This is a genomic window from Microbacterium sp. STRO-1N (assembly GCF_057748015.1).
The window spans coordinates 3,565,372-3,578,830 of the sequence record NZ_CM173234.1 but is presented as its reverse complement, the minus strand read 5'-3'; the positions used below and the strand labels follow the sequence as shown (position 1 = coordinate 3,578,830).

Sequence of the window (13,459 nt, the reverse complement as noted above, 5' to 3'; positions counted from 1 at the left end):
ATACAAGATGTTCCTACACTGGAGGGATCATGTCAACGTCCGACGTTCGTCCTCGCACCCGCAAGAGCCCGCAGCAGCGCTCCGGCGAGATCCATGATGCGGCGATCGCTCTCGCGAGGGAAGAGGGCCTGTCCGCGTTGACCCTGCGCGCCGTCGCGGCCCGTGCCGGCGTCGTTCCAGGGCTGGTCGCCCACTACGCATCCAGCATGGATGAGCTCGTCGCCCGGACGTTCCGCGAACTGACGGCATCCGAACTGGACGACGTCCGGACGCACGCCGAGACCGAGGCCGAGCCTGTGGCTCGGATGGCGCGGATGATCTCCACGGTGCTCAGCAGCGATCACGACGACGTCACTCTGGTGTGGGTGGATGCCTGGTCGCTCGGCCGCGGCAGCGCGCCGCTGTCGGTGGCGATAGACGAGCAGATGAGCGCCTGGCAGTCGTTCATCGCGCAGCTCATCGAGGACGGCCGACGCACGGGCGTGTTCCGCACAGACGACACGGATGCCGTGGCCTGGCAGATCCTCGCCATGATCGACGGCATCGCGGCGCATGCGCTGACCCGTCGCGCCGACGCCGCGCTGTTCGCGGCGCGGCTGGCGCAGGCGTGCGAGACGCTCGTCGGCGCGGCACCGGGGACGATCGGGGAGCACCTCTCCTCGTCCTGACGGTCGGCGGGGTGAGTCGCGGCAGCCGCTCCGTCCGAGTCCGGACATAGGGTGGTGAGCATGACTGATGCTCTTCCCGCAGGCCTGGCCATCGACGAGTTCAGCTCCGGCATCCGACCGCAGGACGACCTGTATCGGCATGTGAACGGCGCGTGGATCGACCGCACCGAGATCCCCGGCGACAAGGCGCGCTGGGGCTCGTTCCACCTCCTGGCCGAACAGGCCGAGAAGGATGTGCGGGCGATCATCGAGGAATCGCAGACCGCCGAGCCCGGCACCCTGGCACGCAAGATCGGCGACCTGTTCGCCAGCTTCATGGACACCGACCGCATCGCGGCTGCCGGAGTGACGCCGCTGGCCGAAACGCTCGCCGAGATCGACGCGATCGATTCGGTCTCCGCGCTGCTGCACGTCGCCGGCGTGTACGAGCGCGACGGCCGGGCGCACCTGATCGGGTTCTACGTCGACGGCGACCCCGGTGATCCGGAGCGCTACCTTCCGGTGCTCGTGCAGTCCGGTCTCTCGCTCCCGGACGAGAGCTACTATCGCCTCGAGAACTTCGAGAGCACGCGTGCGACGTACCGCGAGCACCTCGAGCGCCTGCTCTCCCTCGCCGGGCTCGCGGATGCCGCGGCCGAGGCCGATCGCTCGATCGCCCTCGAGACCGAGTTGGCCGGCCACCACTGGGACAACGTGCGCAGCCGCGATGCCGTGGAGACCTACAACCTCAAGACATGGCACGAGCTCCAGGAATTGGCAGGGGTCGACCTGACGCCGTGGCGCGACGCGGTCGCGCCGACCAACCCCGACGCGTTCGCCGAGGCCGTCGCCTCGCAGCCGAGCTTCTTCGAAGGGCTGGGCGCGCTGCTCGTCGTCGAGCGCCTCGACGACTGGAAGGCGTGGCTGCGCGCGCAGGTCGTGCACGCCGCCGCCCCGTTCCTGACCGACGACATCGTGCTGGAGAACTTCTCGTTCTACGGCACCGAGCTCTCCGGCATCCCGACGATCCGCGAACGCTGGAAGCGCGGCGTCTCGGTCACCGAAGGCGCCCTCGGCGAGGCGATCGGCAAGGTCTACGTCGAGCGGCACTACCCGCCGACGGCCAAGGCCGCCATGGACGAGCTCGTCGCGAACCTCATCGAGGCCTACCGGCAGAGCATCACCGACCTCGAGTGGATGAGCCCGGACACGCGAGAGAAGGCTCTGGCCAAGCTCGACGCGTTCACCCCGAAGATCGGGCACCCCGAGGTGTGGCGCGACTACTCCTCGCTCGAGATCGACGCGGCCGACCTGTTCGGCAACGTCCGTCGCGCCAACGTGTTCGAGCACGACCGCAACGTCGACAAGGTGGGCAAGCCCATCGACCGCACCGAGTGGCACATGCCGCCGCAGATGGTGAACGCGTACTACAACCCGTCCATGAACGAGATCGTCTTCCCGGCGGCGATCCTGCAGTACCCGTTCTTCGACGCGACCCGCGATGCGGCAGCGAACTACGGCGGCATCGGTGCCGTGATCGGTCATGAGATCGGCCACGGGTTCGATGACCAGGGCAGCAGGTACGACGGACAGGGCAAGCTCGAGGACTGGTGGACGGATGCCGACCGCGCCGCATTCGAAGAGCGCACCAAGGCGCTCATCGCGCAGTACGACGCGCTCGTCCCGGCCGGACTCGCCGCCGAGCACCACGTCAACGGTGCGCTCACGATCGGCGAGAACATCGGCGACCTCGGCGGCCTCGGCATCGCGCTGAAGGCCTACGAGCTCTCCCTGGCCGGCGCCGAGGCGCCCGTCATCGACGGGTACACCGGCGTGCAACGGCTCTTCCTCTCGTGGGCGCAGGTCTGGCAGCAGAAGAGCCGGGAGGCTGAGACGATCCGCCTTCTGACGATCGACCCTCATTCGCCGAACGAGTTCCGCTGCAACCAGATCGTGCGCAACATCCACGCGTTCTACGAGGCCTTCGACGTCGCCGAGCAGGACGAACTGTTCCTGCCCGCTGACGCGCGTGTGACGATCTGGTGACTATCGCGGCCTAGGGGATCGCGGGGGACCGGGCGGGGGTTACGATAGCCCTGCTGCTGGGGAGTTGCCCCTCCCCGGTCCCCCTCCAACCCTTGCCGTGAAGGACCACGCGTGGGATCCTCCCTCCCCCCGGCCCCCGAGCCCGTCGACGGCGTACCGTCGACTGCGGTGCGTCGTTCGCACCGCAGCGCCCGTCGTCTGCCGCGCCGCGCGGCCGTGGGGCGCCGGTCCTTCGACGCCACGCTGAAGGCGCTGGAGGAGCTGGCGGATGCCGGTGCTCAGGTCTCGGTGCATGTCGTCGACCTCGACACGCACAAGCACGTCCTCTCGGGAGACGATCACGTGACGATGCCGATCGCCGGCCTCGGCGTCGTGCCGCTGCTGATCGAGGTCGCGGCCGCATTCGAGGACGGTTCGTTGGATCCGCTGGAGATCGTCGAGCGCTCCTCGGTCGAGTCCGTCACGACGTCCGGCGTGTGGCGGCACCTGCGCGCGCCGGCGCTTCCGCTTACGGATCTCGCCGTGCTCGCGGCGACCGCGGGCGACCCGATCGCCGTCAACGCGCTGCTGCAGCGCGTCGGGCACGAGCGTGTGAGTACGCGGATCGAAGGCCTCGGCCTCACCCGCACCGCGATCCTGGATCGCTTCCGCGACGATCGCGGCCCCGACGACGCCCCGCATGTCGCGGTGGGTTCGAGCCGCGAGCTGGCCGGCCTGTTCTCCGCGCTGGTGAATTCCGAGGTCGTGGATGCCGCGGTGAGCGCTCAGGTCTCGGAATGGCTCAGCCTGAACCAGGACCTCAGCCTGGTCGCCGCGTCGACCGGGCTCGATCCGTTCGCCCACGATCACGACCAGCACGGGCTGCTGTTCATCAACAAGACCGGCCGGGACCGCGGCGTGCGGGCCGAGGCCGGCGTGCTGGCGGGACCCCGATCCGGCATCGCCTACGCCATGATCGTGTGCTTCGACGACCTGTCGATCGCGCATCGGCTGCGCGCCCACGACGCCTTCCGCGTGCTCGGCGTCGAGCTCATGGAATACACCCACTGATCAACGGGCGTCCGCCCGCTGAGGGGTGGCTCTGACCGCGGCGTAGAAGCCGGCCGCGAGGATCAGCACGGCCGCAGCGACCGCGGTCACGCCGATCGCCGTGCTGTCGGGTTCCGCGGTCAGGCGCCCGACAGCCAGCCAGGCGAGACCCCAGGCGGTGGCGATCGCGGGAGACAGGCGGCCGGTCGCCAGGGCGCTGGCGATCCCGATCGCGGTGACGACGACGAGGACCGCGACGCCCCAGACATCCGCCTGCTCCGCGAACGAGTCGGGTAGCAGCTGCGACAGCCAGGCCGCGACGTTCGCGACCGTCGCGATCGTCACCCAGCCGAAGTGCAGGCCCATCGTGCCGTCGACCAGCACGCGATCGACGGCGTTTCCGGCGCGAGAGGTGCCGAGCAGGATGATGATCCGCGCGAGCACGGCGAGCAGCGCGACGATGACGAGCACGGTGAGCAGGAGGGTTCCGAAGCGTGCCGCAACGAGCCAGAGCCCGTTGAGAGCCATGGACCCCGCGATCCACCAGCCGGTGCGTCGTTGGCGGGCGTCCGCCCGCTGAGCCGGGAGCGCCTGCCAGATCGTGTAGCAGGCTAGACCGATGTAGATCACGGTCCAGATGGCGAAGGCGGGCCCCGCCGGTGCCAGGTACGATCCCTCCGCCGACAGCGCGCCGTTCTGCAGCTCGTTCACGGGGGCGCCGCCGAATGCGCCGCCGCCGACGGCGGCGCCGATCAGCATGAATACGGCGGCCGCGATGACGACGGACTGGCGGACGATGTCGGTGCGGGTGCTGCCCGCTCGGGTTGCCTCGCTCATGCCCCGACCCTAGTGACCCGGCGAGCGATCGGCGCGGCCTTGACAGGAGCGCTCGGATGGGCGAAGGGCTCAGACGCGGACGCGACGGGCCCCTTCGCCGAGGGCCTCGAGCTTGGCCCACGCGATGTCGGCGTGCACACGGCCGCCCAGGCCGCAGTCCGTCGACGCGATGACGCGCTCGGCTCCCACGATGTTCGTGAAGCGCTCGATGCGCTGAGCCACGAGGTCGGGGTGCTCGACGACGTTCGTGGCGTGGCTGACGACCCCCGGCACCAGGAGGAGATCATCTGGAACCGCAGCATCCGCCCAGGCGCCGAACTCGTGCTCGTGGCGGACATTGCCCGCCTCGAACGAGATCGAGCCGACGTTCGCCTTGAGCACTTCGGGAAGGATCTTGGCGATCTCGATGTCGGTGACGTGCGGTCCGTGCCAGGATCCCCAGCACAGGTGCAGGCGCACGAGCTCCTTCGGCAGTCCCTCGATCGCGTAGTTCAGCGCCTCGACGCTCTTCTCGGTGAACGCCAAGTAGTCCTCGACGCTCGGCTCGGGGCTGATCTGGTCCCAGTTCTCGGCCAGCGACGGGTCGTCCAGCTGGACGATGAGCCCGGCATCCGTGATGGCCTTGTACTCCTCGCGCAGCGTCTCCGCCCACGCCCACAGGTGCTCCTCGTGCGTGGCGTAATGCTCGTTCCACACCCGGGCGGCGGAGCCGGGGGCGATCGCCGTGATGAAGCCCTGCTCGCCCTCGCCGAGGGCGGCCTTGAGCTGGCGGATGTCGGCGGCCACGGCATCCTGGCCCTTGTACGACAGCGGGCCCGTCGTCGTGGGGAACTCGGTCGCCGGCTTGCCCTCGAATGCGCCGGAGTGCGCGTCGCCGTAGACCCGGGGGAACAGCTGGCGGTCGCGACGATCGACGAAGCTGGTGAGTTCGATGTTCCCCGGCGTCGAGACGGCTGTCGGCTGGGTGAACAGATTGTTGTCCGTGAGGGCGAGGCCGTTCACGCGCTGGAACGAGTAGCTCCACCATGCGCCGTAATCGAGCGGGTTCGACATCGCCTTGCCGAACTCGCCGTCGCCCACGAGAGTGATGCCAGCCTCGCGCTGGCGACGCACGACATCGGCCACGGCATCCGCCACCAGGGCCTCGAACTCCGGGGTGCTCTCGAGAGTGAAGCCGTCGTCGCCGAACGGGCGAGCGGCGTTGGCCGCGATGAGGGCCTCGGTGCGAGGAAGACTTCCGGAGGTGGTGGTGGCGATCGTGCTCATGCTCCGACGCTACCGGGGTGAGGTGGATGCCGCCGATTCCCGTGACGAAGCATGACCCGTAGGCTCGAGGAATGACCGACCCCGACTGGACCCCGCACCGCCGGGAAGACGGTGAGCTGCTCGGCTGGATCCACCCGGCGGGCGACGACTGGACGGCCGTGGACGTGCTCGGGCGCGCGGTGTCCGAAGGCATCGACTGGCTGGACGCCGAAGCCGCGCTCGAATCGCACGGTCTCGCCTGGCTCGCGGACCCGTGGATGCTGGAGGGCGAGACCGACCGCCCGCTGCGGGTGCGGATCGTCGAGGTCACTCCGACGGATGCCGGTCGTGCCGGCCGCATCGTCGTGAAGGTCGATGACTTCGGCGACATGAGCCGCCCGGCATCCGAGCCCTACGTCCTGCCGTGGCCGCTGCCGGCCCGGTTGCGCCTTCCGCATGCCGAAGACCCTGATCCGCGCGTGTTCTGATCGCCTCAGGGCAGTGAAGGGTGGGCCTCGACGGCGCGCTGTCGCGGGATGAAGAGCGACAGCACGACAGCCACGATGCCCGCGGCGATCGCGAGCCAGAAGCACACCTGGAAGGCTTCCCTGGTCGGCAGCGCGACACCGTCGACCTCGACGCTCATCGCGGCGAGCACGCCGCCCATCACGGCCGAGGCGCTCGATGTTCCGACGGAGCGGAACAGCGCATTCAGCCCGTTCGACGCGCCGGTCTCGTTCGCCGGGACCGAGCGCATGATGATCATCGGCATGGCGGCGAACGTGAAGCCGATCCCGACGCCGATGAGGATGTTCGCGACGAGGATGTGCCACACCTCGGCCGACCACAGCAGCACGAACACATAGGCGAGGACGATCGCCGTGGCGCCGCCGGTGAACAGCGGACGCGGGCCGATCGTGCGCTCGAGCCAGCCGGACAGCGGCGAGATGACCATCATCACGAGACCGGCCGGCATCACGATGAGCGCGGCGCCGACCATGTCGAGTCCGAACCCGCCGGTCACCACGGGGAGTTCGAGCATCTGCGGGAACGTCACGTTGGAGGCGAAGAGGGCGAACCCCATGCCGATCGCGGCGATGTTCGTGAACAGCACGGCGGGCCGAGCGGCGACGCGCAGGTCGAGCAGCGGGTCTGTCGTGCGCAACTGGTACCAGCCCCACACGAGCAGCACGGCGACGCCGCCGATGATGCAGACGAGGGTCAGCGGGGCGGTCCAGCCCCATTCGGCCCCGCGCGAGACGAACAGCAGCAGGCCGGTCAGCCCGATCGCCAGCCCGATCGCGCCGGGGATGTCGAGGCGGCCGGGGGAGCGCAGCACGTCTTCCGGCACGAACAGGAACACCAGGGCGAGGCCGACGACGCCGAGCGCGGCGGCGAGCCAGAAAAGGGTGTGCCAGTCGGCGTGCACGGCGAGCAGCGCCGCCACCGGCATCCCGATCGCACCGCCCACGCCCATGGTCGCGCTCATCAGCGCGACGGCCGTGCCGAGCCGCTGCGGAGGCAGGATGTCGCGCATGATCGCGATGCCGAGCGGGATGACGCCGGTCACGCCGCCCTGCAGGCCGCGCCCGATGATGACGCCGACGATCGAGCCCGACAACGCGGCGATGAGCGAGCCGACCACGAGCAGAGCGAGCAGCACGACGAGCACGCGGCGCTTGCCGTACATGTCGCCGAGGCGACCGGAGATCGGCGTGGCGACGGCCGCGACGAGCAGCGTGATCGTCACCACCCAGGTGGTGTCCTCGCGGGACGAGTTCAGCAGCCGCGGCAGCTCTGCCTGCAGAGGAACCACGAGCGTGAACATGAACGACGCGCAGAGTCCCGCGAAGGCCAGCACCGCGACGCTCGCCCACAGCGGCGGGGTCCGGGAGAGACGCCGTCGCGCCTTCTCGTCATCCGTACCCACGCTCCAAGGCTATCGGCGCTGAAGACACCGGGCTCCGTCGGTCACATTCTCCGCGCACCGGACGTCTCCTTCATGAACCGCCACTCGCGGACGACCGAAGGAGAATCCATGCACGCCGCAGACGACCTGCTCGACGGCTTCACCGGCACGATCATCACCCCCGAATCCCCCGGGTACGCGCAGGCCGCGCGCACCGCCCTCGGCACCGCTGAGCCTGCGATCGTCCTGCGGCCGAGGGACGTCGCCGACGTGCAGCGCGCCGTGCGGTTCGCTGCGGCATCCGACCGACCGCTCGTCGTCCGCGGGGGCGGGCACTCGGCGGCGGGACTGAGCACGGCGGACGACGCCATCGTCATCGAACTGAGCGCGCTGGACACCGTCGAACTGCTCACCGAGCGCCGGGTGCGCGTCGGTGGCGGCGCGCTCTGGCGGCAGGTCGCGGACGCGCTCGCGCCGCACGGCCTCGCGATCTCCTCCGGCGACACCGCGGATGTCGGCGTCGGCGGACTGACCCTTTCGGGCGGCATCGGCTGGATGGTGCGCCGCCACGGGCTCACGCTCGATCATCTCCGCGCGATCGAACTGGTGACGGCGGACGGCGATGCGCTGCGAGTCGACGAGCAGGAGCACGCCGACCTGTTCTGGGCGCTCCGCGGCGGCGGCGGTGCGTACGGCGTCGTGACCGCGTTCGAGTTCGAGGCTCGGCCCGCGCCGCAGTTCACGTTCGCGACGCTGACGTTCCCCGCGGACCGCGCAGACCGGGTCGCCCAGGCGTGGGCGCGCTTCATGCGCACGGCGCCGCGCGAGATCAGCTCGACGCTGGTGCTGGCGAATCCACTCGCGGGCGGCCGCGAAGCGCCCGTCCAGGTGACGCTGGCCCGGTGCGACGGCGGCGACGTCGGCGATGCGCTGCGCGCGCTGGGTGCCGCATCGACGCCGCTGACCGAGGATGTCAGGGTGCTGCCGTACCCGGGGATCCTGCACGAGGGGCAGGATCTCCCGAGCGGGCTGCGCGTCGCTCTGCGCAGCGGATTCGTCTCTGAAGCGGAATCGGATGCCGCGATCGAGGCTGTCGTCCTGATGGCGGCGCAGGAGCAGCCGGCGGCGATCACGTTGCATGCCCTCGGCGGCGCGTTCGGCGCGATCCCTGCGGACGCCACGGCCTTCGCACATCGCCATGCGGCGCTCATGGTGAGCACCTTCGCCGTGGCTCCGGCTCCGGCGTACGACGGTCTGCTCGCCCGCGTGGCCGACCTGTGGCGCCCGCTGGTTCCGCTCACGGATGGCGCATATGCGAACTCCCTCGACGGGTCGGCAGCGGATGCTGTGGCGTCCGTGTATCCGCAGAGCACGCGTGCGCGGCTGGCGCAGGTCAAGAGCCTCTACGACCCGGCGAACCTGTTCTCCCGGACGTTCGCACCGGCACCGGCACCCGCGCGATAACCTCGCATCGGACAGGAGACACGATGAGCGATTCCCGCGCGCTCGCCGCGGAGTTCGACCTGCACCGCCGCTATCTGACGACGGTCGCCTACCGGATGCTCGGCGTGCGCGCCGACGCCGAGGATGCCGTCCAGGAGTCGTGGTTCCGTCTCGAACGCGCGGACGACGCCATCGACGACCTGCGGGCGTGGCTGACGCGGGTCGTGAGCAGGATCTGCCTGGACCAGTTGCGCTCGCGCACCCGTAGGCAGGAGAACCCGCTCGACGACCTGCCGGACGTCGAGTCGCCGCATCCTGACGACGGCCCGGACGCGCGGGCCGAACAGGTCGACCGGGTCGGCTATGCGCTGATGCTCGTCCTCGAACAGCTCACGCCGGACGAGCGGCTGGCGTACGTCCTGCACGACGTGTTCGGGATGCCGTTCGAGGAGGTCGCGGAAGTGGTCGATCGCTCCCCGCAGGCGACCCGGAAACTGGCCAGTCGTGCACGCGAGCGGATCCGCGGAGCCGCACCCTCGTCCCCTCAGGAGCGCGCCACGCGGGCGCAGCAGCGCGAGGTCGTGGAGGCATTCCTCGCCGCGGCGGGCAGTGGAGACTTCACCCGGCTCCTCGGCGTGCTGCATCCCGACGTCGAGTTCCGCGTCGATCAGGGGGCGGACGGAGTGCGCATCGTGCGCGGCGCGGAGCCGGTCGCGTCCCAGGCTGCGGAGTTCCGCCGCTTCGCGCGCGATTACGCGTTCGAACTCGTGGAACTCGGCGACGGGTTCGGCGTTCTCGCCTCCGATCGTGGAGCCCCCAGTTCGCTGCTGATGCTCCGCAGCCTCGACGGGCTCATCACCGAGATGGAGACGCGGCTGCTGGTCTGATGCGTCGTCAACCGGACGGCGGAAGCACGTACTCTCCCGTAGACCCCGGATTGACCGCGATCTCCCAGCGGAAGCCATCGGGGTCGGCGAAGTAGCCGGAATAGCCACCCCATGCGCGTCGCCGGGCCGGCCACACGGGCGCACCGAGAGCGCCGGCCTCGGTCAGAACCGCGTCGACCTCCGCCTCTGAGGCGACATTGTGCGCCAGGGTGAGAGGGGCCAGGCCGCTGCCGGGTGCTTCGCCGATCTCGGAGGCGAACCCGTCCACGCTCCACAGCGAGAGGATCAATCGGTCCGCAACGGGAAGCATGAGCACGTCCTCGGCTTCGAAGAGCGGGCGCCAGCCGAGGCCCTCGACGTAGAACGAGCGGGTCCGAGGAACGTCGGCGACGGCGAGTGTGATGAAGCTGACGCGCTGCTGCATGCTCACCGCACCCCTCTCATGAGCGCGAGGACCGGTCGCGCCGCGAGCAGCAGCGCGACACCGATGGCGATCGCGATGCCGCCGAGAGTCGTGAAGTACGGCACTTCGTTCGTCGGGTCGTAGAACTGTGCGAGCCATCCGGCGATCGCGGTGCCGAGAGCGACGGACAGGAAGTACAGGGCCACCATCTGCGTGTGGAACCGCTCCGGCGCGAGCTTCGTCGTCACCGACAGTCCGGGCGGCGAGATGAACAGTTCGGCCACGGTGAAGACCAGCAGGATGAGGACGATCGCCAGCAGTGGGGTCGAATTCGCGTCTCCGTTGGCCCACGGCAGGAACAGCAGGAAGGCCGCGCCCATGATCATGGCTCCGAGAGCGAACTTCACCGGTGCCGAGGGGGCGCGGCTGCCGAACTTCGTCCAGATCGCGGCGAACGTCCCCGACAGGATGATCACGAAGATCGGGGCGATCGAGTTGATCCATGAGATCGGCATCGTCCATCCGAAGACGGTGCGGTCCAGGCGCTCGTCGGAGTAGATCGTCAGCACGGTGAACTGCTGCTGATACAGCGACCAGAAGCCGACGTTCACGACGAACAGCGGGATGAACGCGATGACGCGCGACCGTGCATCCGCGCTGATGGCCCGTGAGCCGATGATGACGACGAAATAGGCGACCGCGGCCACCGCTGTCACCAGGATCACGACCCCGGCGAGATTGTCGGCGCGGATCACACCGGTCATGACGAGCACCACGATCACCGCGATCCCGGCCACCGCGATGCCGATCATCGCGCCGAACCTGCTCCGCGGGAGCGGGTTCGCGACCACGCGGGACGCCTCAGGCAGCTGCTTGCGTCCGAACGAGTACTGGATCAGTCCCAGCGCCATACCGACCGCCGCGGCGCCGAATCCCCAATGGAAGCCGACGTTGCTCTGCAGCCAGCCGGTGATGAGCGGCCCGAGGAACGCGCCGAGATTGATGCCGAGGTAGAACAGCGAGAATCCGGCATCCCGTCGGACGTCCTTCGGTCCGTACAGGGTGCCGACGACCGCTGTGGCGTTGGCCTTGAGCCCGCCGGAACCGATCGCGACGAGGATAAGTCCGACGCCCAGACCCCACGCGTTCGGCAGGACGGCGAGCGCGACGTGGCCGGCCATGATCACCCACGCGCTGTAGAACAGCACGCGTTCCGAGCCCACCAGGCGATCGGCCACCCAGGCGCCGAGGATCGTCGAGAGGTAGACCGTCCCCCCGTAGGCGCCGACGATGCCGGTCGCGACGTTCTTGTCGATCCCGAGCCCGCCGTCGGCGACCGAGAAGTACATGTAGATGAGCAGGATCCCCTGCATGCCGTAGAAGCTGAAGCGCTCCCACATCTCGACGCCGAAGACGTGCGCGAGCTCCCACGGCTGCCCGAAGAAGCGCGTGTCCCTGTCGCCGGCCGTGCGTTCCCCCCGCGTTGTGCTCATGCCCATGACCGTAGCGCCGTCGGAAGCGGCACCGCGAGAGGACTCGCATCGTGCGTCTGAGGAACCGCCGGTAGGATTGGGATGCCCGTGATCACGGGTTCTTCCCGCGCCATCCGACCATTGGAGCCACCGTGGCCGAACAGTCCCGTCTTGACAAGGTCATCAGCCTCGCCCGCCACCGCGGGTTCGTGTTCCAAGCGGGTGAGATCTACGGCGGTTCCCGTTCGGCATGGGACTACGGGCCCCTCGGCACCGAGCTCAAGGAGAACATCCGCCGCGAATGGTGGCAGACGTTCGTCCGCGGTCGCGGCGACATGGTGGGCCTGGACTCCTCGATCATCCTGCCCAAGCGCGTGTGGGAGGCATCCGGCCACGTCGCGACGTTCAGCGATCCGCTGGTCGAGTGCCTGCAGTGCCACAAGCGCTTCCGCGCCGACAACCTCATCGAGGACTTCGAGGCGCGCAAGGGCCGCAAGGCCGAGAGCGGTCTCGCCGACATCCCGTGCCCGAACTGCGGCACGAAGGGGCAGTACACCGAGCCCAAGGCGTTCTCGGGTCTGGTGAAGACCTACCTCGGCGTCGTGGACGACGAGTCGGGGCTGTACTTCCTGCGCCCCGAGACCGCGCAGGGCATCTTCGTGAACTTCACGAACGTCCTCACCGCGAGCCGCAAGAAGCCGCCGTTCGGCATCGGGCAGGTCGGCAAGGCGTTCCGCAACGAGATCACGCCGGGCAACTTCATCTTCCGCACGCGCGAGTTCGAGCAGATGGAGATCGAGTTCTTCACGCCGCCCGCCGAGGCGCAGCAGTGGTTCGAGCACTGGGTCGAGGCCTGCTGGGCGTGGTTCATCGACCTCGGCATCGACCCGGAGAACATGCGCCAGTTCGATGTGCCGGAGGACGAGCGGGCGCACTACTCCGCCGGCACGATCGACTTCGAGTACAAGTTCGGCTTCCCCGGCAAGGAGTGGGGCGAGCTCATGGGCGTCGCCAACCGCACCGACTTCGACCTCTCCAGCCACACCGAGGCATCCGGTCAGAGCCTGACGTACTTCGATCAGGCATCCGGCGAGCGGTACACGCCGTACGTGATCGAGCCGTCGTTCGGCCTCACGCGCTCCATGATGGCCTTCCTCGTCGACGCCTACGTCGAGGAGGAAGTGCCGAACGCCAAGGGCGGCACGGACGTCCGTACGGTGCTCAAGCTCGACCCGCGCCTCGCGCCGGTCAAGGTCGCCGTGCTGCCGCTGTCGCGAAACGAGAAGCTGTCGCCGCTCGCGCGCGAGGTCGCAGACGGCCTCCGCGGGCGCTGGGCGATCGACTTCGATGACGCCGGCGCGATCGGTCGTCGTTACCGCCGTCAGGACGAGATCGGCACGCCGTTCTGCGTCACGGTCGACTTCGACTCGCTCGACGACAACGCCGTGACGGTGCGCGACCGCGACACGATGGCGCAGGAGCGCGTGGCGATCGAGAACCTGCACGAGTACCTCGCGGAGCGCCTGAAGGGCGCCTGACCG

At 69.2% G+C, this 13,459-nt stretch carries 12 protein-coding genes; 7 read left to right on the top strand and 5 right to left on the bottom strand.

Annotated elements, in window-relative coordinates:
- The first annotated feature begins 29 nt into the window (after positions 1 to 29).
- The 3 genes from AC3ANJ_RS17295 (at position 30) to AC3ANJ_RS17285 (ending at position 3,743) form a co-directional block, all read left to right on the top strand.
- Positions 30 to 668, top strand: coding sequence for a TetR/AcrR family transcriptional regulator (locus AC3ANJ_RS17295; protein WP_488317379.1), 639 nt, complete (start codon positions 30 to 32; stop codon positions 666 to 668).
- Positions 669 to 728: 60 nt separating this feature from the next.
- Positions 729 to 2,693 (top strand): M13 family metallopeptidase, encoded by a 1,965-nt coding sequence (locus AC3ANJ_RS17290; protein ID WP_488317378.1) that lies wholly within the window; start codon positions 729 to 731, stop codon positions 2,691 to 2,693.
- A gap of 111 nt (positions 2,694 to 2,804) precedes the next feature.
- Complete coding sequence (locus AC3ANJ_RS17285) at positions 2,805 to 3,743, top strand: serine hydrolase (protein ID WP_488317377.1); 939 nt, start codon at positions 2,805 to 2,807, stop codon at positions 3,741 to 3,743.
- On the opposite strand, the gene AC3ANJ_RS17280 is transcribed toward AC3ANJ_RS17285, so the two are convergent.
- The gene (locus AC3ANJ_RS17280) at positions 3,744 to 4,559 is read right to left on the bottom strand and encodes a TspO/MBR family protein (protein ID WP_488317376.1); all 816 of its coding nucleotides are present in this window, start codon (positions 4,557 to 4,559) and stop codon (positions 3,744 to 3,746) included.
- A gap of 69 nt (positions 4,560 to 4,628) precedes the next feature.
- The gene (locus tag AC3ANJ_RS17275; protein WP_488317375.1) at positions 4,629 to 5,825 is read right to left on the bottom strand and encodes a cobalamin-independent methionine synthase II family protein; all 1,197 of its coding nucleotides are present in this window, start codon (positions 5,823 to 5,825) and stop codon (positions 4,629 to 4,631) included.
- Positions 5,826 to 5,896: 71 nt separating this feature from the next.
- Between AC3ANJ_RS17275 and AC3ANJ_RS17270 the strand changes: the two genes are divergently transcribed.
- Positions 5,897 to 6,292 (top strand): hypothetical protein, encoded by a 396-nt coding sequence (locus tag AC3ANJ_RS17270; RefSeq protein WP_488317374.1) that lies wholly within the window; start codon positions 5,897 to 5,899, stop codon positions 6,290 to 6,292.
- A 5-nt stretch (positions 6,293 to 6,297) separates the two neighbouring features.
- Here the strand turns inward: AC3ANJ_RS17270 and AC3ANJ_RS17265 are convergent, their stop codons facing one another.
- A complete protein-coding gene (locus AC3ANJ_RS17265) occupies positions 6,298 to 7,734 on the bottom strand; it encodes an MFS transporter (RefSeq protein WP_488317373.1) in 1,437 nt (478 codons plus the stop codon).
- Between the two features lie 108 nt (positions 7,735 to 7,842).
- Here AC3ANJ_RS17265 and AC3ANJ_RS17260 point away from each other — a divergent pair, with 108 nt between their 5' ends.
- Positions 7,843 to 9,177, top strand: a complete 1,335-nt coding sequence (locus AC3ANJ_RS17260; protein ID WP_488317372.1) for an FAD-binding oxidoreductase — start codon at positions 7,843 to 7,845, stop codon at positions 9,175 to 9,177.
- A 23-nt stretch (positions 9,178 to 9,200) separates the two neighbouring features.
- Complete coding sequence (locus AC3ANJ_RS17255) at positions 9,201 to 10,043, top strand: sigma-70 family RNA polymerase sigma factor (protein WP_488317371.1); 843 nt, start codon at positions 9,201 to 9,203, stop codon at positions 10,041 to 10,043.
- Positions 10,044 to 10,050: 7 nt separating this feature from the next.
- On the opposite strand, the gene AC3ANJ_RS17250 is transcribed toward AC3ANJ_RS17255, so the two are convergent.
- A complete protein-coding gene (locus tag AC3ANJ_RS17250; RefSeq protein ID WP_488319306.1) occupies positions 10,051 to 10,467 on the bottom strand; it encodes a VOC family protein in 417 nt (138 codons plus the stop codon).
- A 2-nt stretch (positions 10,468 to 10,469) separates the two neighbouring features.
- Positions 10,470 to 11,939, bottom strand: coding sequence for a peptide MFS transporter (locus AC3ANJ_RS17245; protein ID WP_488317370.1), 1,470 nt, complete (start codon positions 11,937 to 11,939; stop codon positions 10,470 to 10,472).
- A gap of 131 nt (positions 11,940 to 12,070) precedes the next feature.
- On the opposite strand from AC3ANJ_RS17245, the gene AC3ANJ_RS17240 reads away from it, so the two are divergent.
- A complete protein-coding gene (locus AC3ANJ_RS17240) occupies positions 12,071 to 13,456 on the top strand; it encodes a glycine--tRNA ligase (protein WP_488317369.1) in 1,386 nt (461 codons plus the stop codon).
- The last annotated feature ends 3 nt before the right edge of the window (positions 13,457 to 13,459 follow it).

Excerpts from the sequence above, each read along its gene's own strand:
- AC3ANJ_RS17290 (WP_488317378.1), top strand. The coding sequence starts at position 729 with ATGACTGATGCTCTTCCCGCAGGCCTGGCCATCGACGAGTTCAGCTCC.
- AC3ANJ_RS17295 (WP_488317379.1), top strand. The coding sequence starts at position 30 with ATGTCAACGTCCGACGTTCGTCCTCGCACCCGCAAGAGCCCGCAGCAG.
- AC3ANJ_RS17270 (WP_488317374.1), top strand. The coding sequence starts at position 5,897 with ATGACCGACCCCGACTGGACCCCGCACCGCCGGGAAGACGGTGAGCTG.
- AC3ANJ_RS17260 (WP_488317372.1), top strand. The coding sequence starts at position 7,843 with ATGCACGCCGCAGACGACCTGCTCGACGGCTTCACCGGCACGATCATC.
- AC3ANJ_RS17250 (WP_488319306.1), bottom strand. The coding sequence starts at position 10,467 with ATGCAGCAGCGCGTCAGCTTCATCACACTCGCCGTCGCCGACGTTCCT.
- AC3ANJ_RS17255 (WP_488317371.1), top strand. The coding sequence starts at position 9,201 with ATGAGCGATTCCCGCGCGCTCGCCGCGGAGTTCGACCTGCACCGCCGC.
- AC3ANJ_RS17280 (WP_488317376.1), bottom strand. The coding sequence starts at position 4,559 with ATGAGCGAGGCAACCCGAGCGGGCAGCACCCGCACCGACATCGTCCGC.
- AC3ANJ_RS17275 (WP_488317375.1), bottom strand. The coding sequence starts at position 5,825 with ATGAGCACGATCGCCACCACCACCTCCGGAAGTCTTCCTCGCACCGAG.
- AC3ANJ_RS17245 (WP_488317370.1), bottom strand. The coding sequence starts at position 11,939 with ATGAGCACAACGCGGGGGGAACGCACGGCCGGCGACAGGGACACGCGC.